General features: G+C 36.5%; 13 protein-coding genes. 5 read left to right on the plus strand and 8 right to left on the minus strand.

Annotation, left to right across the window (positions count from 1 at the left end):
- Positions 1-27: 27 nt before the first annotated feature.
- The 3 genes from A9G24_RS02585 to lysA are packed head-to-tail and all read right to left on the minus strand — an operon-like array spanning position 28 to position 4017.
- Positions 28-1134, minus strand: a complete 1107-nt coding sequence (locus A9G24_RS02585; protein ID WP_065637636.1) for an alanine/ornithine racemase family PLP-dependent enzyme — start codon at positions 1132-1134, stop codon at positions 28-30.
- A 25-nt stretch (positions 1135-1159) separates the two neighbouring features.
- Entirely contained in the window at positions 1160-2566 is a 1407-nt protein-coding gene (locus tag A9G24_RS02590; RefSeq protein WP_065637637.1) for an APC family permease, read from the minus strand.
- A 53-nt stretch (positions 2567-2619) separates the two neighbouring features.
- Complete coding sequence (gene lysA / locus A9G24_RS02595; RefSeq protein ID WP_065637638.1) at positions 2620-4017, minus strand: diaminopimelate decarboxylase; 1398 nt, start codon at positions 4015-4017, stop codon at positions 2620-2622.
- A gap of 257 nt (positions 4018-4274) precedes the next feature.
- Here lysA and A9G24_RS02600 point away from each other — a divergent pair, with 257 nt between their 5' ends.
- On the plus strand, positions 4275-5714 hold the full coding sequence (locus tag A9G24_RS02600) for a sigma 54-interacting transcriptional regulator (protein WP_141673038.1): 1440 nt from the start codon (positions 4275-4277) through the stop codon (positions 5712-5714).
- A gap of 8 nt (positions 5715-5722) precedes the next feature.
- On the opposite strand, the gene A9G24_RS02605 is transcribed toward A9G24_RS02600, so the two are convergent.
- Positions 5723-6904: an NAD(P)/FAD-dependent oxidoreductase gene (locus tag A9G24_RS02605; protein ID WP_065637640.1), complete on the minus strand. Its 1182-nt coding sequence runs from the start codon at positions 6902-6904 to the stop codon at positions 5723-5725.
- A gap of 369 nt (positions 6905-7273) precedes the next feature.
- Here A9G24_RS02605 and A9G24_RS13295 point away from each other — a divergent pair, with 369 nt between their 5' ends.
- A complete protein-coding gene (locus A9G24_RS13295) occupies positions 7274-7459 on the plus strand; it encodes a 50S ribosomal protein L19 (protein WP_141673039.1) in 186 nt (61 codons plus the stop codon).
- 32 nt (positions 7460-7491) lie between these two features.
- Here A9G24_RS13295 and A9G24_RS02610 read toward each other — a convergent pair whose 3' ends face one another.
- Positions 7492-8121 (minus strand): fused MFS/spermidine synthase, encoded by a 630-nt coding sequence (locus A9G24_RS02610; RefSeq protein ID WP_065637641.1) that lies wholly within the window; start codon positions 8119-8121, stop codon positions 7492-7494.
- Between the two features lie 10 nt (positions 8122-8131).
- Positions 8132-9658 (minus strand): hypothetical protein, encoded by a 1527-nt coding sequence (locus A9G24_RS02615; RefSeq protein ID WP_065637642.1) that lies wholly within the window; start codon positions 9656-9658, stop codon positions 8132-8134.
- Positions 9659-10289: 631 nt separating this feature from the next.
- Between A9G24_RS02615 and gltB the strand changes: the two genes are divergently transcribed.
- From gltB to A9G24_RS02630, 3 genes are all read left to right on the plus strand, one after another.
- Complete coding sequence (gene gltB / locus A9G24_RS02620) at positions 10290-14747, plus strand: glutamate synthase large subunit (RefSeq protein WP_065637643.1); 4458 nt, start codon at positions 10290-10292, stop codon at positions 14745-14747.
- Between the two features lie 13 nt (positions 14748-14760).
- Positions 14761-16173 (plus strand): FAD-dependent oxidoreductase, encoded by a 1413-nt coding sequence (locus A9G24_RS02625; protein ID WP_065637644.1) that lies wholly within the window; start codon positions 14761-14763, stop codon positions 16171-16173.
- Between the two features lie 816 nt (positions 16174-16989).
- Entirely contained in the window at positions 16990-17280 is a 291-nt protein-coding gene (locus A9G24_RS02630) for an NINE protein (RefSeq protein ID WP_081303050.1), read from the plus strand.
- A gap of 683 nt (positions 17281-17963) precedes the next feature.
- On the opposite strand, the gene A9G24_RS02635 is transcribed toward A9G24_RS02630, so the two are convergent.
- Positions 17964-19163, minus strand: coding sequence for an MFS transporter (locus A9G24_RS02635; protein WP_065637646.1), 1200 nt, complete (start codon positions 19161-19163; stop codon positions 17964-17966).
- Positions 19164-19399: 236 nt separating this feature from the next.
- A complete protein-coding gene (gene aroL, locus A9G24_RS02640) occupies positions 19400-19912 on the minus strand; it encodes a shikimate kinase AroL (protein ID WP_065637647.1) in 513 nt (170 codons plus the stop codon).
- Positions 19913-20004: the final 92 nt, after the last annotated feature.

Raw genomic sequence — 20004 nt, forward strand, 5'->3', positions numbered from 1 at the left:
TGCTGGTTGCCCAGCAGCTAACACAAATTAATAAATAAACCGTTTTTCTACACCATTAGTTTGACAAGCCATTAGCAAGGCAGTGTAATCGAGTTCAAATCCAATCATATCGCCAACACGAAGAGTTTGAGTAACATCTTCAATGTCGACCAACGTATGATCACTGGTTTGACCCAATATAGTAATATCATCATTGATAGGTATACAACTTTCTGCTGGCACATCTTGACGCCCAAAAGCCAGCAAGGCTCGTTTACGTATACCATGATCAACAAAGGTTTTACTATTTAAAAAAGCATCTACACCTAACTCGCCAACCGGCACTGTCGGTTTGCTATTGAGTTCAATGATTTGCGCATATAATTTATACATATTACTACATGCCTTATCCACGGGTTTATTTGAATGATGAAATTCGTCAAGATATTTCATATCCACATATTCAATACCAAACTCGTGTAAACCACCAATTCTCAAATGATTCAATCCCTCTGGCCAAATACCTTTGTCCAATAAGTGGTAACTAGTACAATTACCGGCCGATAAATATTTTATCTTAATATTACAAGACTGCTCTACTTTACGCGCTATATTTAAAAAGTCTACTCCATTTTTAACTGTTGGTAGCACCGTACCATAGCAGTTAAAGTTAGTGCCAAGCCCATAGAGCTCAACACCTGGTAAAGAAAGAATGAGTTTTACCATATCAATAATTTCATCAATATGTTCAAACCAAATCCCTTCGCGTAAATCCCCCATATCGACCATTAATAAAACTTGATGAACTTTTTGTTGTTTAACCGCTTCATCAGAAAGTGCTTGAATTACTGCTTTTTCACTGTTTAAGCTAATATCAGCATATTTAACAACATCGCTAATTTCGCTTAAACAAGGGCTACGTAATAAGCAGGTTTTGCAATCTAATGCATCTTTTAATTTCTTAAGATTATATGTTCTTGACTCAGCAATCACATCAATACCGCCGTCAAGAACGGCTTTGGCCGTTTCAACGCAACCATCAAAGACTTTATTAACCGCCATAACTTCAATGCCGTGTTTAGCTAACAGATCTTTTTCAACACGAGCATTGCTTGTTAATTTGCGTAAATCAATTTCTAATATAGGTTTGTACATACTTTTACTCCTCTATATACTATTACTACTGCAAACGATTACGTTTTTGTGCTCGATAATAGATCCATTCAGCTAAACCAATGGCAAGCACTGCACCACCAACGATTTTAGCAATATACTCAACATATCCCCCCATATCGATTTGCGCAGGTGGAATAAATACTAATATCACAGCAAATAGAGTAGATAAGAACCCAAGTGCTGGTAATACAACTGGCATCACTTTACCTGGAATTTTAAAGCTACGAGGTACATCCGGTTGAGTAATACGTAAACGATAATAAGCAATAAACATTACCAAGTACGGAATAAAATAACAGATTGTCGTTAATGCGGTTAACATCCAATATGCTGCCGCAATACTTGGTGACACAAAGGTTGAAAAACAAAGTACAGTTACAATAATGGCTTGAATAATTAATGCAAAGGCCGGCGTTTTATACACTGGGTGTAAGCGACCAATACGTTCGCCAAGTAAATTATCTTCTTTTGATGCTTCTTGTAACATATAAATTGGACCAACTAACCATGAGTTAATTTGACCTAACGCACCAAAAAATAGACAAATAGCCATAACAGGTAATAACCAAGGCATATGTAATTCTTTAGCTGCGGCTTCCATCGCCTGCATAACACCCGCTACAATATCAGTATCGGCTGCTGGTAATAAAGTATTAATTGCCCAAGTACCAATCATATAGATACCCACAATCACAATTGCCGACACCGCCATAGCTTTAGGAAAATCACGTTGTGGATCACGTGTACGTCCAGCTATCATCGGTGCCACTTCAAGCCCAGCAAAAGCAAACATCATGCTTGATAAAAATACAATAGTATCCCAGTTACTTAAATCGGGTAACCAATCACTGACATGACTATAGCTTGTCGCCATAGGATGCCCCGTCAACAACCACACAATAGCTAAGACAATAATAATAGCAGCAGGAATAAATACACCAAGCCATGCACTAACACTATTAATAATCTTAGTCCATTGCATTCCTTTGATATTCATCAGTGTCAAAATCCAGAATACAACCATAGATCCTACACCAATAAATACTTGATTCTGAGCTAACTCGGCACTAAACATGTACCCAATTGCCGTAAATCCAAATTGCAACATTAACGGGAAAAACAGCACACATGAGAATAGGAAGCACACTACAACAATCCAACCAATGCGTTTACCAAAAGCCTCCTTCACCCATACAAAAATCCCACCATCTTTTGGCCAGCCAGTTGAAAGCTCACCACAAACCATCGCTAATGGGAAAAATAGACAAAATGCAGCAAGTAGCCAAAGCACCATTGCTGACGCCCCATATGGAGCAACATTGGGAATCTGACGTAAACTTAGTATCGCAATGACATTCATAAACACAATGTCTTTGATACCAAGTAAACTTGAATCTTTAGAATCACTCATAATAACCTCGTATTATAATATCTGGAGCATAAAATGCCCCAGATAATTGATGATTAGTATATGTCGTATCCAACCATATCTTCGTAAGTATCTTCACGACGAATTAATCTATCTTTACCGTCTTTATCGATCATGACAACCGATGTGCGAGGACGATTGTTATAGACTGTTTGGCTTTCAATGGTGTAAGCACCAGCATCCAAGAAAGCAACAATATCACCAACTTGTGTGTCTTTTGGCATTAAGAACTCTTCACCTTTCACGCCAATATGGTAATAGTCGCCACCATCACATAAAGGTCCTGCTAGCTTAATGTATTCGTCATGTGCTTCATTGATTTTTGAAGCATTATAAACATAGAAGAACCAATCAAAATGCTGGCTATCAGATAAAACGCTATAGCCTGCATCAACAAATTTCCATTCAACATGCTCTTCAATGTTGCCGTCTAAATCGTAATTGGTTTTACGTTTTTCACAGGCAACTTCAGTTACAAGTACTCCAGCTGAACCAGTTACTTTACGACCAGGTTCAATACAAATTTCAACATCGGTGCGCCATTTGTGTACTTCGCTAATTACTGCATCAGCAAAGTCTTGTGCGGTTATGCCTGCATACATATTATCTTGCAATGGATTACCATTTTCTTCGTCATATTTATATGGAACAGGAATCCCACCACCAACATTGATTAAATCAAATTTAATGCCAAGTACTTCTTCTAAACGTCGTGATTCATCAACTAATACTTTAGTTGCTTTTGCAAAAGGTTCTGCTTCAGGCACTTGATCCCCAACATGCATATGTAAACCACGTAAATGTACATAAGGCATATCCAGAATTCGACGGCAAGTCTCTTCTGCTTGTTCTAAATCGATACCTGATTTAGCATGATAAGCCGTTACTAATTCTGCATGAGTCGCTGATGGCACATTCGGTTCAACGCGCACACAAACGTTTGCTACTTTTTTCAAACGTGTTGATATTTCATCAATAATATCAAGTTCATATAAACTATCGACATTGATGATATACAGATCATTTTGGATTGCAAATTCTAAATCCACTGGTTTTTTTACCACGCCGTTAAACACAATTTGACTACCGCTAAAGCCGATTTCTAAGCATTTGCGTACTTCAAACATAGAATTCGCCTCAGCATAGATACCCGCATCTTTAATCGCTTTTAGCACACCCATAACAGAACAAGTTTTTGAAGCATAGAAAATTTTTGTATTCGGATGAGCCTTAAATGCATCTTTAATCTCTTGTACATTACGATCAATTTCTTTTTCAGAAAACACATAAAAAGGGGTAGGATATTTTTTTGCTAACTCTTCTAAATTAACGCCATCTAAACATAATTTACCGTTTTCGGCACTGAAACGGCGATCTTTAGTTACAAGATCTGTACGTAATTTGTTATAATTTGACATAATTGCGTCGGACATATGACCTCCAGTTAATTAGTACATAAAAAGTACAAAAAATAAAAAATGGTTTCTCACATATAGTGCAATCAGCATGCCAACTTTAAAATTACAAATAATCAATTTGTTAACAAAAAAATCATAAGTAAAGATTTAGTCATTTAGTATAAAATATGTTTTTATGACAAAATTTCGTCATTTTCATATGATGGTTGAAAGAGATTTAAATTAAATTTGGCTAAATTTAGCAAATAATCCAAATATTAAAAGGTACTAATATCATGACCATTGATCCTGAATTATTACAAGCATTGGAAATATTTAAACATTTTTTTGATTTAATCCATCAGCCGATAGCTATTATCGATAAAAAAGGCAATTATATTTATTATAATCAGGAAAGCGCAGAACTGGATGGCTACCCTAAGGAACAAGCGATTGGCAAACCAATGCTTGAGGTTTATCCTAATTTAAAAAAGGAAGACAGTACGATGTTGCAAGCCTTGCAACTCGGAAAAGAATATCAAGACAACTACCAATCTTATTATAATCATGTTGGCAAGGTGGTTGATTACTTGCATACCACCGTTCCGCTTTATAATGAGAAAAAAGAGATCATTGGTGCAATTGAAATAGGTCGAAACCTATCGACAGTTCGACACCTACAAGATCAAGTTTTGAAACTAAACAGTAAGTTATACCACAATAAAGAGCAACCATTACCCGATATTGTTTTTGTTTCAGAAAAAATGCAAAAAGTTATCGACCAAACCAATATGTTAGGGCGCAATGATGTTCCTGTGTTAATTGTGGGCGAAACCGGAACAGGCAAAGAGCTATTTGCTCGTTTAATACACAAAACAAGCCAACGCCGTGATAAAGCTTTCATCTCGCTTAATTGTGGTGCACTACCGACTACACTGATCGAAAGTACTTTATTTGGTACTGTAAAAGGGGCATTTACGGGTGCTGAAAACCGTCAAGGTTACTTAGAACTCGCTAACGGCGGTACATTGTTTCTTGACGAATTAAACGCAATGCCGCTTGAAATGCAAAGCAAATTATTACGATTTCTTCAAGAAAAAACCTATTGGCAATTAGGTGGTAATAAAGAAATGCATTCTGATGTTCGTATTGTTGCTGCCATGAATGAATCACCAACAGAACTATTAAAAACAGGAAAAATAAGAAGCGATCTATTTTATCGATTAAATGTCGGTTTAATAAAACTTCCCGCTTTACGTGACAGAACAGAAGATATTCCCGTTTTAGCACGCTATTTTATTGATAAACATAAAAACGATGTCAATGTCGTAATTAGTGGTATCAGTGAACAGGCTCTGCAACAATTAATAACTGCCCCTTGGCCCGGTAATGTGCGTATGCTTGAAAATGCAATTGTCAGAAGCATGGTATTACAAAACAAATCAGGTGAATTACAGCATATTACCCTTGATGAAGAGCTCTTTGAGCTCAACAGTTCATTTTCCCAAGACGATAAGACACATAAAACTGACAAAACACCTATCAATAAATCTACTTATGAAAACAACTTAACTGAACAAGTTGAAAACTATGAACGGCAGCTTATCATTGATGCATTAAATCAAGCTAATGGTAAAATTATCACAGCGGCAAAACGATTAAATATTTCGCGCACAACGTTACAATATAAGGTCAAAAAATACAATATTCACATGGGGGTAATTGATGATTAATTTAATCATCAATTAAACGCTTGAGCACAAGCAAATGCACTGCTCCATGCCCATTGAAAATTATAACCACCTAACCATCCTGACACATCAACAACCTCACCAATAAAATAAAGGTTCGAGTGCGTTTTAACAGCCATAGTTTTAGATGATAGCGCATCAGTACTTACACCACCTAGTGTCACCTCGGCAGTACGATAACCTTCTGTACCATTTGGAGTAATGCTCCAGTGTGTTAATGTATTATACAAGTTTTGCTGTTGTTTAGGATCCAGTTGCTTGACTATTACGTCATTTATCAACTTCAGTTGTATTAATACTTCAATAAGCCTTTTCGGTAAAATCTGTGCTAAGCAATTTTTTATAGTTTGATTACGATTTTGTGCTAATAATGGTTTAAACGATGACTCAAATGATAAATCGGGTAATAAATTGATAGTGATTGGCGAGCCGGCTTGCCAATAACTTGATATCTGCAAAATAGCAGGACCTGAAAGCCCTCGGTGAGTAAATAATAAATTTTCTTTGAAGCAGATTCGTTCATTAGATACTTCAACTGGTACCGCAATACCAGACAAGGTTGATAACACATCAAGTAACGGTTTATGCAACGTAAACGGAACAAGTCCAGCTTTCACAGGCACAACTGGGATGGCAAATTTTTCAGCAATTTTATAGCCAATTGAAGTCATACCGAGAGCCGGCATAGATAAACCACCAGTTGCAATAATAAGATTGTCACTATCAATCATACCTTGAGAGGTATGTAATTTAAATCCTTGCCCATCACTATCAATATCTTCAACTTGGGTCTGCATCATAAACTTAACATGCCCTTTTTGACACTCTTTTAATAACATATCAACAATATCTTGCGCTGAATTATCGCAAAATAATTGTCCATGCTCTTTTTCGTGATAGGCAATATAATATTGATTCACCAATTGAATAAAATCCCACTGGGTAAATCGTTTTAAAGCCGATTTGCAAAAATGCGGATTGTCAGAAATATAATTACTCGGTTCAATCGACAAGTTAGTAAAGTTACATTTACCCCCGCCAGACATTAAGATTTTACGTCCTCGTTTTTTACCATTATCAATCACGGTAACATCGTACCCTTTTTGACCGAGTAAGCCAGCACAAAAAAGCCCAGCAGCGCCAGCACCTACAATTGTAATTTTAGTTTGCATTATTGATAGATTAAAAATAAAAGATAACAAATTATAACAGTATATAATTGTCACTCATAGTCGTTGGAATAAACCGCAGTTCTTATACTAAAACACATACTTTCCTGAAACTTTTTAACAAAAAAAGAATTTATATCAAAAATAGTGCCAAAAATTGTCAAAATATGATTTTAACTTACAAAATCATTGTGATATTTACCATTATTAGTTTTATTAATAAACCAATATTAATTATTAACAAATTGACTTATAAGTAATATTTATTCAGCATTCCTTTTTATGTTATTTTTTGTTCACTTATAATCTGTGGTTATGTGATTCTTTCGTGGGGCTAGGTCACTCAATGTTTATTATTATAGATTTCAAGCGTTGGTACTGAACGTTTTCCCAAACTCACCTGTTATTGATTCTATTACGGTGAAGCATCATGGACAAATACATAAAGGTAAACTTTATTACTTATATGAATTTAATAGTAAAGGAGGGGGGGTACCAAGGATAATTCTTAACTCATTAACTTTAATAATATGTGTTAATATATTGATAAATCGGTGATAATTACCGCCGATTTATCATTCTAAATGGCTTTATACTATTTTATTATCAACTTTTTTTATCTGTGCTTTATTAAAAAATAGATAAGCAATTATAGCGACTATAAAATTACCTAAAGCTGCAAATATCGTTACAATATTAAGGCCAAAATAGTTAAATAGTATGAATCCTGTTAAAGCAGCACCGATTGCTGCGCCAAAAGTATTAATAGCATAAAGATGTCCAGTTGTTTGACCAATATTTTTCCAAAATTGTGCAATATAAGTGATTAAAATTGGAAGCGTTGCCCCCATCAAAAGTGTAGGAACAAGCACCAATAAGAAATTAACAACTGCAACAACGGCCAAATTATAAACAATAAAAATATCGCCGATAAATAAAATAAGTGGGTAACTAATTAGCCCAAATAATCCAATGCCAAATTCACTAAAACAAAAAAACTGTAGCGCTTTATTCGGGTATTTATCGACAATCCTTCCGCCACCGAGGGCTCCTAAACCAAGTCCTAACATAAATGCTGATACAATAATTGCAACAGAATCAACATCGGAACCAAAAGCCGAATAAAGTGCGCGTTGCCAAGCAACTTGATAAGTTAAACCACTCATGCCAGAAATAAAAAATAGAGTACTTAATAGTAATAATTGTTTTTTGCTTAACATAAAAGGTTCCTTATTTATTTCCAAAAAGTCCGTATTTATATTCTGTTATCATATTGCTATCGGTAATGATTTCCGTATCTCGCCCTAAATGATAAAGTTTTTCAACTTCGTCTAAACTTAATAGTTTTGTCGCTAATGTTTTCTTGTAAGCGCCATTTTCAAGTTGTTTAGATTCTTTACTAAACAATGGTCTACCATCTAAAACTAACTTATCGAGGCGCTCTCTAGCAATAACTTCATCAAGTTTAATCATCGAATCAGAGGCATAAATAAAGCCAAGTGTGCCCCAATATGCGTGGTTAAATACCGATTGGGCGGTTTTTAATGTATCTAGTGAACGAGTACTATTAAATGCCAAAATACCATTAGTATTTAATGAATCATGTAATATTTTCATCATCTCTTGCGATAATAGATTGGTTACGCCTGAACGCCAATGATAAGTGGTATTCATAATGATTAAATCATATTTTTTTTCACTATTTCGTTTAAGCCAACGTCGTCCGTCATCAATATAAATATTAATTTTAGGATCATTTAATATTGGTGAAACAACAGGGTATTGTTTAATAATATCTAGATAGCCTTTATTGATTTCAATACCATCAATGGTTTCTAATGTCGGAAAACTTGATAAGGCACGAGTCCATGCACCACCGCTCACACCAATAACCAGCGCTTTTTTAGGGTTTGGGTGGGTTGCCGATAATAAATAAAGTCGATTTAGATCATTTATATCGATATCTGGATCGATATTTAATATCCCGTCATACATCTTATTACCTAATACGATATTTTTTCTGCCATCCCTATCGTCATTGACAATATGAATCACACCGTAACGATTTTCAATATAAGAATCGATAGATATTCCTTGTTCAAACACTTTTCTAAACATATAATCCGAGTGTTTATTCACTAAATAAAAGCAACAGCTACCAAGCATAACAACAGCGATGACAGAAACAATCGATTTTTTCACTATCATCAATGCGCCTAATAAAATACAAGCGATACCAATTAGAATAAACATGGATGAAATAGAAATATAATCAAGGAAAATACCCCCAATTAATAAACTACCGAGCGTTGAGCCAATAATATTAAAGAAATAGACTTTAGAGACAGATGCACCTACTTTCCCATTGGAAATATTCGTACCTAAATGATGTACGATCGGAAATAATATTGCCTTTAAAGCAGCAACGACGAATATTAAAATACAACATATACCTAACAATTCTCCTATAGCATTTTTTTGAGGTATGTATTGGATAATCAATGAAATCGATATATCAATAAAACCAGCAAAAATTAAAACCGTCCCACCAGCGATGAATAAGTTAGAATAACGGGAACAAATTGCCTTACCTCGATTTGCTCCAAAGGCAATACCTAATAGAAAGAAAAACAATACCAGAGCAAAAGCAAAAGGAGCTCCCCCCAACATAAAACTTACTATTCTAAACCATAGCATCTCTTGCCCTAAGCTCATAAGTCCAACTAAAAGCGAAATGGACCAAGCAAAATATTTCATAATAACTTTCCCTAAATTTTCTTTATTGTTTTGAGATATTATTTAGTTAATTGAGTCTTTAATTACTGCTATTTTTTATTCAACTCTTCTAATTATAAGAGTTTACTGCTTAATTAAAACTCTAATTAACAACTTTTGCAAGCATATTTTTTGAACATTGTATTGCTAAGAGTTAGAACTTATTCAAAAAAAGATGATGTATATCAATAATTAGCACATTAATTATAAATTGAGAGCATTGATTAATTTGTTTAAATAATCAGTTTTTAAAAAAAATTAATTTTAAAAGATTCAATCAGTTATTTAGCAAGCCTAATTCATACTTTTTTGTTCAATTAAGCTTAAGAGTTTCATTTAAATGTACACTATTTATTAAACTTATTTACAAAAATTGAAAATAAATTACCATCATTAATATCCTTCCTTTTTCACCGCATAATTACCATATTGAGTTCATCTAGAACTACCACTTATTAGTTTTATTAATAAGTTTAGTCTTAGTTATCAAAAAATTAAGTTATAAGTAATATTTATTTGACCAAAAACTGATTTTTAATTAACTTCACACCTAATATGGGATTAATGCCTATACCTTCTCAAATTATAAAAGCGATGAATTAGAGGCAATGATATGTTATATAACCAGCATCATGAAAAAGATAACTGCGGATTTGGGCTAATTGCTCACATTGAAGGGCAACCAAGTCATAAAGTGGTGCGTACTGCAATTCACGGCTTAGCCAGAATGCAACACCGTGGCGCCATTTTATCTGATGGCAAAACTGGCGACGGTTGTGGTCTTTTATTGCAAAAACCCGACCGTTTTTTTAAATTAGTAGCACAAGATGCAGGTTGGCGATTAGCGACCAATTACGCCGTTGGTATGTTATTTTTAAGCCAAGATGAAACCGAAGCACAAGCTAGCCGTGATATTGTTGAACAAGAACTCGCTGAAGAAACCTTATCTATTTTAGGTTGGCGCGAAGTACCGATTGATAAAAGCGTACTTGGCGAAATAGCATTATCATCACTACCAAAAATCGAACAAGTGTTTGTTAACGCCCCTGCTGGTTGGACTAAAATCGATTTAGAGCGTCGTTTATATATGGTGCGTCGTCGAATTGAAAAACGGGTGAAAGACGATACATTTTACGTTTGTAGCTTCTCCAATCAGGTCAATATCTATAAAGGCTTATGTATGCCTAAAGACTTACCTCGATTCTATTTAGATTTGGCTGATATTCGCATGGAAACGGCTATTTGTTTATTCCATCAAAGGTTCTCAACTAATACCGTGCCACGTTGGCCATTAGCGCAACCTTTTCGGTATCTGGCGCATAATGGCGAAATCAATACCATCGAAGGTAACCGCCAATGGGCAAAAGCGCGCTCATACAAATTTAAAACGCCACTCATTCCAGACTTACAAGATGCCGCACCGTTTGTTAATGTCACAGGCTCTGATTCAAGTTCATTAGATAACATGCTAGAGCTATTTCTTGTAGGAGGAATGGATATTGTACGAGCTATGCGCTTATTGGTTCCACCTGCATGGCAAAATAATCCTGACATGAACGAAGACCTGCGTGCCTTTTTCGATTTCAACTCAATGCATATGGAGCCTTGGGATGGGCCTGCTGGTATTGTGATGTCAGATGGACGTTATGCGGCATGTAATTTAGACCGTAATGGATTACGGCCTGCACGTTATGTGATAACGACAGACAAACTTATTACCTGCGCTTCTGAAATTGGTATTTGGGACTACCAACCTGATGAAGTCGTCACTAAAGGTCGTGTTGGTCCAGGCGAATTATTAGTTATCGATACCGAAGAAGGTCGCATATTACAATCTGCTGAAACAGACAACGATTTACAAAAACGTCATCCTTATAAAGAATGGATGACAAAAAATGTTAAACAGCTAATACCATTTGAAAACCTACCTGATGATAACATTAGTTCACGCAATTACGATGATACGTTACTTGCCACTTATCAGAAACAGTTTGGTTATAGCGCTGAAGAACTTGACCAGTGCATTCGTGTACTTGGTGAAAACGGCCAAGAAGCCACCGGTTCAATGGGTGATGATACCCCTTTTGCTGTATTATCAAGTAGACCGCGTTTAATTTATGATTATTTCCGCCAAAAATTTGCACAGGTCACAAATCCACCTATCGATCCACTACGTGAAGCGCATGTTATGTCGCTTTCAACCAGCATCGGTCGAGAAATGAATGTATTTGCCGAAGCAGAAGGGCAAGCGCATCGTGTGGCATTTAAATATCCAGTTTTAGTTTATTCTGATTTACAACAATTAACCGCGTTAGAATCGCGTTACTACAAATCAGAAACATTAGACATCACCTATGATATTGATGGCAGCTTGCGTGATGCCATTGAACAATTATGTGGTGATGCCGAAGCAAAAGTTAGTAATGGCACAGTATTACTGATTTTATCAGATAAAAACATCGCGGCCGATCGCTTGCCAATTCCGGCACCAATGGCTGTTGGGGCTGTTCAGCAACGCTTAGTTGAAAAGAATTTACGTTGTGATGCCAATATCATTGTTGAAACGGCAAGTTGTCGTGATCCACATCAATTTGCGGTACTCCTCGGTTTTGGAGCAACAGCAATTTACCCTTATTTGGCCTATGAAACCTTAGGTCAAATGGTCGATAATGGCACGATAAATAAATCTTATCGTGAAGCAATTCTTAATTACCGCAATGGGATTAACAAAGGCCTATATAAAATCATGTCTAAAATGGGGATATCAACTGTTGCTTCTTACCGCTGCTCAAAACTGTTTGAAGCGGTTGGATTACATAAAGATGTGGTTGAACTTTGTTTCCAAGGTGTCACTAGCCGTATTAGTGGCGCTAATTTTGATGATTTTACGCAAGACCAATTTAACTTATCGAAAAGTGCATGGTTAAAAAGAAAACCATTAGAACAAGGTGGACTACTTAAATTTGTTCATGGTGGCGAATATCATGCCTATAACCCTGATGTGGTACAGTCACTACAAAAAGCGGTCAATAATGGCAATTATGACGATTACAAACGTTATGCTGATATCGTCAATAATCGCCCTATTGCCACATTACGTGATTTATTAAAGCTCAATCCACCTAAAGATGCAGCTATTCCACTGGAACAAGTCGAACCGGAAGAATCGCTATTTAAACGCTTTGACTCAGCCGCCATGTCAATTGGCGCGCTGAGCCCTGAAGCACACGAATCGCTTGCCGAAGCCATGAATACTCTCGGTGGCTTTTCAAACTCTGGTGAAGGCGGTGAAGATCCAGCACGCTACAACACCATAAAAGTTTCACGCATAAAACAAGTTGCATCAGGCCGTTTTGGCGTAACGCCAAGTTACTTAATGAGTGCAGATGTTATCCAAATTAAAGTCGCACAAGGAGCAAAACCAGGTGAAGGCGGTCAGCTACCCGGTGATAAAGTCACACCGTATATAGCAAAATTACGTTTTTCGGTACCCGGTGTCACATTGATTTCGCCACCGCCTCATCACGATATCTATTCAATTGAGGACTTGGCACAACTTATTTTTGACCTTAAACAGATTAACCCTAACGCAATGATTTCAGTCAAATTAGTATCTGAACCCGGAGTTGGAACCATTGCAACCGGTGTTGCTAAAGCTTATGCTGATCTCATCACCATTTCTGGCTATGACGGGGGAACCGGTGCTAGCCCATTAACGTCGGTTAAATACGCAGGATCACCTTGGGAGCTTGGTCTGGTTGAAACTCAGCAATCATTAGTCGCCAATGGGTTACGTCACAAAATCCGTCTACAAGTTGACGGTGGATTAAAAACCGGTACCGATATTGTCAAAGCAGCCATTTTAGGGGCGGAAAGCTTCGGATTTGGAACCGGGCCAATGGTCGCCTTAGGTTGTAAATATCTGCGTATTTGCCACCTTAATAACTGTGCAACGGGTGTTGCAACGCAAGACGAAAAGCTGCGTAGCGAGCACTATCATGGACTGCCTGAAAAAGCCATGAACTATTTCCGCTTTATTGCACGTAATACACGAGAAGTGATGGCAGAACTAGGCGTAAGTCGAATTGTCGATTTAATTGGACGGACTGATTTATTATTAGAACTTGATGGCATCACTGCGAAACAGCAAAAACTGGATCTATCTGGACTGCTAAAAACCGCCACCCCACTCGAAGGCAAACCGGTTTACTGCATAGAAGATAACAAACCATTTGATAAAGGGGTACTGAATAAAGAGATTATTACGCAAGCACAACAATTTGTTGATAACCGTCAAAGCAAAAGCTTCTATTTTGACATTCAAAACACCGATCGCTCGGTTGGCACAAGCCTATCAGGCTATATTGCCCAAAAATATGGCGATCAAGGCTTAGTCACCGATCCGATCTCGCTAAACTTCAACGGCACGGCGGGGCAAAGTTTTGGCGTATGGAATGCCGGTGGTGTAGATCTAACCCTAACTGGCGATGCCAACGACTATGTTGGTAAAGGCATGGCTGGTGGTCGTATTGTCATTCGTCCGCCGCAAGGCTCGGCATTTTTAAGTCATGAAGCGACCATCGCGGGCAACACCTGCTTATATGGCGCAACAGGTGGCAAATTATTTGCCGCAGGTCGAGCTGGTGAACGATTTGCCGTACGTAATTCCGGTGCCATCAGCGTTGTTGAAGGCATTGGTGATAATGGATGTGAATATATGACAGGTGGTATTGTTTGTATACTTGGAAAAACGGGGGTTAACTTCGGTGCTGGCATGACGGGTGGGTTTGCTTATATCTTAGATGAAGATGGCGAACTACACAAACGCATCAATAAAGAGCTGGTCGAAATGCTAAACGTCGCAAATTACGCCATTCACGAAGAACACCTTCGCGGTTTAATTATGGAACATGCTCAACTAACCCACTCATCACGAGCCGAAAATATTTTGGCTAATTGGGACGATTTTGCTAAACAGTTTGTCCTAGTAAAACCAAAATCCAGTGATGTCAAAGCATTACTTGGACACCGCAGTCGCTCATCGGCAGAACTGCACGTTCAAGCACAGTAAGGAGAACACGAAAATGAGTCAAAATGTTTATCAGTTTATCGATTTACAACGTGTTGATCCGCCTAAAAAATCGTTAAACATCCGCAAAATTGAATTTGTTGAAATTTATGAGGGCTTTTCTGCCTCGCAATCACAAGCACAAGCCGATCGTTGTCTGGCTTGTGGTAACCCTTATTGTGAATGGCGCTGCCCGGTACATAACTATATTCCCAATTGGTTAAAACTAGTTAACGAAGGTAAAATTCTAGAAGCGGTAGAACTCTCGCACCAAACCAATAGCCTGCCCGAAGTTTGTGGTCGAGTCTGTCCACAAGATCGCCTTTGTGAAGGCTCTTGCACCTTAAATGCCGAATTTGGAGCGGTTACCATTGGAAATATTGAACGTTATATTACTGATGAAGCCTTTAAAATGGGATGGAAACCCAACCTATCGACTGTCGAACAAACAGGGTTAAAAGTCGCCATTATTGGCGCAGGCCCAGCAGGCCTTGCCTGTGCTGATGTCTTAGTCCGCAATGGTGTAACACCTGTAGTATTTGACCGCCACCCTGAAATTGGCGGATTACTGACATTTGGTATCCCCGCTTTCAAATTAGACAAAGAAGTACTCATTAACCGACGTCGCATATTTACCGAAATGGGCATTGAATTTAGGCTAAATACTGAAGTGGGCAAAACCGTGCAATTAACCGACTTAATCAATGAATTTGAAGCCATATTTGTTGGTGCAGGTACTTATCAATCAATGCGAGCAGGCCTTGAGAACGAAGATGCTAACGGTGTTTACGATGCACTGCCATTTTTAATCGCCAATACCAAGCACCTCATGCAACATCAACAAACTCAAGATACGCCTTACATTGACATGAAAAATAAACGTGTGGTTGTGCTTGGTGGTGGTGATACCGCAATGGACTGTGTCCGAACCTCTATTCGCCAAGGCGCTACCGAAGTCACTTGTGCTTATCGCCGAGACGAAGCCAATATGCCGGGCTCAAAGCGAGAAGTTAAAAACGCCAAAGAAGAAGGTGCACAGTTTCAATTTAATGTACAACCACTAAGCATTGAAATTAACAGCGCTGGGCAAGTCACGGGCGTAAAAATGGTCCGAACCAAGCTTGGAGAGCCCGATGCAAAAGGCCGACGTTCACCAGTCATAATTGAAGGTTCAGAATTTGTCCTACCTGCCGATGCAGTCGTGATGGCATTTGGGTTTAAGCCACATGCTATGCCGTGGTTGGAAGAACAAGGTGTTGATTTTGATGCACAAGGTCGAATCATTGCACCAGAAGCTAACGGTTACCAAACTAGTAATACTAAAATCTTTGCCGGTGGCGATGCCGTTCGGGGGTCAGATTTAGTAGTAACGGCGATTAGTGAAGGGCGCAAAGCGGCAGAAGGCATCTTGGATTATTTAGAAGTTTAACCACTATTTTATTTTAAATTAAAAAATAAACCCGCTTTAAATCAGCGGGTTTAATTATTGTATTTTTATCTAGGTATTCCATAATAACAGTTATTTTTATTAAAAAAACTTCATCTATTCAATTGATATTATTTTTTTATTTTGGTACTTTAAAAAATCAAACGTTTATATAGCAGTTTCTGTTTTTTAGTTTGGTTGATTTAGAGTTCTTTTTGGGTTAGTGCAAGTTTGAAATTTTTGTCAAAAAGTTTCAGGTAACTAGGTGTTTGAGTATAAAAATTGGTTTTATTTTACTGCTTGGTTTAAATATTTTTATATCTAAGAAGAGACTGGCTATCTAACAGCTAAAGCACATCTCTCGCCAACTTTGTCAATTCAAGCCCTCTTTCTACTCATACAAAGACTACTTTCTTTGGTTAATTTTTCTTTATGGCGTAGTCATCCTAACTCTTGCCTATGATAAGGCATCAGTTTTTTATATTTATTAGTACTGTTATTTAGATTAATCTAAATAACTCAAGGAGTTCATATATAAAATACCTAATACTATGTTGATAATCAGCTTAATTTACTATAATATTGTTTTCATAAGTGATATTATGCAAAAACATATGCCTAGATAATTCGATGTTTGCACAATAAATAAAAAGCGTAGACAGGGCATCAGCAGATATTATCACTAAACTAAAAGAGAACGTTTAGTCAATGATTAGAAGTATCAGATATCAATAAAGATTCGTTACAAAATGTATTGATCGAGAAATGATATTAATTATTATTGGATAACATTATTTAATTATAAAAATGGAGATAATTATGAAAAGTAAAGGTGTAGCTTATTTATTGTGGTTCTTTTTGGGTTTTTGGGGAATCCATCGAATGTACTGTGGTAAATGGATTTCTGGTTTTATTTGGTTATTTACTGCGGGTTTGTTCGGTATTGGATGGATTGTAGACATTTTTCTAACCAGCGGTATGGTTGATTATGCTAATTGCATCTATAAAAGTAAATATAATCAGCAGTCACCAAATAATATCTCAATTCAAATTAACAATGCTCATCACGCTCAACCGTCAACTCATGCTATAGACGAAAAGAGTGCATAATGTGCAGAAAATACCTCTGTGTTTTCGTTTCATTATAAAAATAATCCACTAAAGCTCATAAGGCGTTTTATCAAAAATCGCTTTATGGGAATCTGTGACGGTTATTTTTTTCTTTATGAAATCATCACTCTATCTCTTGTCTTTGATAAGATGTTAATTTTTTATATCTATCCATGACAATCATTGCTCAAATTCAGTAAACAGCGCTAAGATTTTATACAAATTATTTGCTATCTTAATAAGCTCACTGAATAATAGGGGAGGCTTCATTAAGATTATGTGTGAATAACGAATCAGAACTCACCGAGACATTTTTTGCAAAATGGATAAGATTACCCAATGTAACCATTGATTCTATTTTCACCAGTACCCTATCAATACGGGTATATTGAACGATTTAATCGTACTTATCCAACTAAAGTAGTATATTTATACCTTTTAAATAACCACGAGTAAGCAAGAATGGGAACCGAAGAATCGCTGACGATTTATAACATGGAAAGCCCCAAATAATATGGTTCCCTATTGAATATAAAACTAAAACACGCAACGTAATTTTCGATGTGGTTTTTGTACTAACGATGGTAAGATGCTTACATATATAGGTAAACTAACTTGCCTATATATCTTTTTATTTTTCCTTATCAATTAATTTTTTTTTTGAAAATTATTAAAGTTGTGAGCTATATTTTTGTTAAATCAATCACTTTTTTAAAGCGATAAAAAACAATTGAACCGAGTACGGCGCTTGATGTCGCAATAAAAATATCAATTAAAATAGCGTAACTGACGTTAAGCATCGCCAATTTTGGCACTATTTGCGGAATGACAACAAACGATAGTCCACTAAATGTATACATACAACCAACAGCAAGACCTTTACGAGTTGGGAACAGTTGTTGCATTACTACCAAAGTCAACTGTAACACGCCACCTGCAGCAGTAAATCCTACACCAATTGCGGCAATGACACACATGACTGGTGACATATTGAAATAAAACACAATTAATACTAAGGCAGACAAAACAGGCAGAATAATAATACAAAATATTGGTTTTAAGAAACGTTTAACCACAAATGCTGTAACAAATACCGAGATAATGGATGCGGTACTATAATAGCTGATCAGTTGTTTTGCATCGATATCGCTCATATTAACACCTTTAATAGCGATAGTTGGCAACCACTGTAAAATAATGACAAATGTTGCTGTTGTAGTAAATCCCATGATAATCAGTAAAATACCTTCAAATTCAAATCGAGGATTACCTGTAAAATAGTTTACTGAACCTTCACAACCTTTGATTGTCGTATCTTTATGTGGAAATTGTTGAGGTAATAATAATAAACTGTTAATGATTAAATAAGCAGTAAAACCGAGAAATGCCCAACCATACCATATTTTGTAGGTATCAAAAAAAGTAACAATAAAAGGTAGAACTAGCGTTCCGATGGAAATAAAGGCTTTTATAAGGACACTCGCAGAGCTCGCAGATCCAGGAAAGCATTCAGTTAACGCAGGCATAGAACCTGTATCTAAAAAAGAATTACCCGCCCCCACGGCAATCGCTAAACAAAAAGCTATATGAATGTTGGTACAAAAAATTATCCCTACAAAAAAGATAGCGTAACAGATCATACCTAGATAAATAAATAACTTTCTACCAAATTTATCTGATAGCACCCCACCAACAAACATTAAAAAGATTTTGCCAATTCCTATGCCTGATGCAACATAACCAAGCCCAACTATATCAGTATTTAGTTGCTTTGAAAGCGCTTGAGAAAATTGCATAATCACAATTAACGCAATACTTTGAATAATATAGTTTGCATAAATAGATCCAACAATTCCATAAGAATTGACCTTTCGATTTTCCATTTGTCATACTCCATATGTAAAACATAAAACTTTAGTTCTAGTCAATATATATGTATCAATATTAAGCAGAAAGAGTAAGTTTAGATTTGTTACTTGGCTTTTATCTGCTTTATTCCTAAAAAATAGTAAAAATCTGACAGAAAATTAAAATTATATAGAATTTTTATTAAATTTTATTGTTGTCTATACCAATAAAAATACCACTTTTTAAGTGGTATCTGATAAAAAACTTAAATTCAGCCTTCAAGCATTTCGAGCATTTTAGCTAGAATCAAGTTTTCATCTTGATCAACATTCACCACATAATGAGCAGCATCATGATATAAAGGCAGTCTTTCAGCTAATACCTTTTCTATTTCATCAGCAATGGATAAACCCGTTAACGATGGTCTTTGAGCAACATTAGGATCTTTCATTAAACGAGCAGCTAGTGTCGCCGCTGGCGCAGATAAAAAGATAACCGTGCCATTTTGTTTCATAAAATGACGGTTATATTCAGCTAATACCATGCCTCCACCAGTTGCAATGACGCGATTGGGTTTAGTTGTATCAACAAGCACTTGGCTTTCCCTTGTTCTAAATCCTTCCCAACCTTCTTTTTCAACAATTTCAGCCACTGTTTTTTGAGTAGTTTCAAGTAAATGGCGATCAGTATCAATAAAAGAAAACGATAGCTTTTTTGCTAACATCTTTCCCATTGTTGTTTTACCTGCCGCTCTTGCGCCAACTAAAAAAATTGTTTTATTCATATCGGGCTCTATCTTTTCAGATTTACAGAATATATTGACCATGCTAGTGATTCGCCCTTATTTTTGCAATATATTTTTTACATATTATAGAA

Origin of the sequence: Gilliamella sp. App6-5 (genome assembly GCF_001690525.1) — a bacterium.
GTDB classification, from domain to species: Bacteria; Pseudomonadota; Gammaproteobacteria; order Enterobacterales; family Orbaceae; genus Gilliamella; species Gilliamella apicola_H.

Excerpts from the sequence above, each read along its gene's own strand:
- A9G24_RS02585 (WP_065637636.1), bottom strand. The coding sequence starts at position 1,134 with ATGTACAAACCTATATTAGAAATTGATTTACGCAAATTAACAAGCAAT.
- A9G24_RS02590 (WP_065637637.1), bottom strand. The coding sequence starts at position 2,566 with ATGAGTGATTCTAAAGATTCAAGTTTACTTGGTATCAAAGACATTGTG.
- lysA (WP_065637638.1), bottom strand. The coding sequence starts at position 4,017 with ATGTCCGACGCAATTATGTCAAATTATAACAAATTACGTACAGATCTT.
- A9G24_RS02605 (WP_065637640.1), bottom strand. The coding sequence starts at position 6,904 with ATGCAAACTAAAATTACAATTGTAGGTGCTGGCGCTGCTGGGCTTTTT.
- A9G24_RS02610 (WP_065637641.1), bottom strand. The coding sequence starts at position 8,121 with ATGTTAAGCAAAAAACAATTATTACTATTAAGTACTCTATTTTTTATT.
- A9G24_RS02615 (WP_065637642.1), bottom strand. The coding sequence starts at position 9,658 with ATGAAATATTTTGCTTGGTCCATTTCGCTTTTAGTTGGACTTATGAGC.
- gltB (WP_065637643.1), top strand. The coding sequence starts at position 10,290 with ATGTTATATAACCAGCATCATGAAAAAGATAACTGCGGATTTGGGCTA.
- A9G24_RS02625 (WP_065637644.1), top strand. The coding sequence starts at position 14,761 with ATGAGTCAAAATGTTTATCAGTTTATCGATTTACAACGTGTTGATCCG.
- A9G24_RS02630 (WP_081303050.1), top strand. The coding sequence starts at position 16,990 with ATGAAAAGTAAAGGTGTAGCTTATTTATTGTGGTTCTTTTTGGGTTTT.
- A9G24_RS02635 (WP_065637646.1), bottom strand. The coding sequence starts at position 19,163 with ATGGAAAATCGAAAGGTCAATTCTTATGGAATTGTTGGATCTATTTAT.
- aroL (WP_065637647.1), bottom strand. The coding sequence starts at position 19,912 with ATGAATAAAACAATTTTTTTAGTTGGCGCAAGAGCGGCAGGTAAAACA.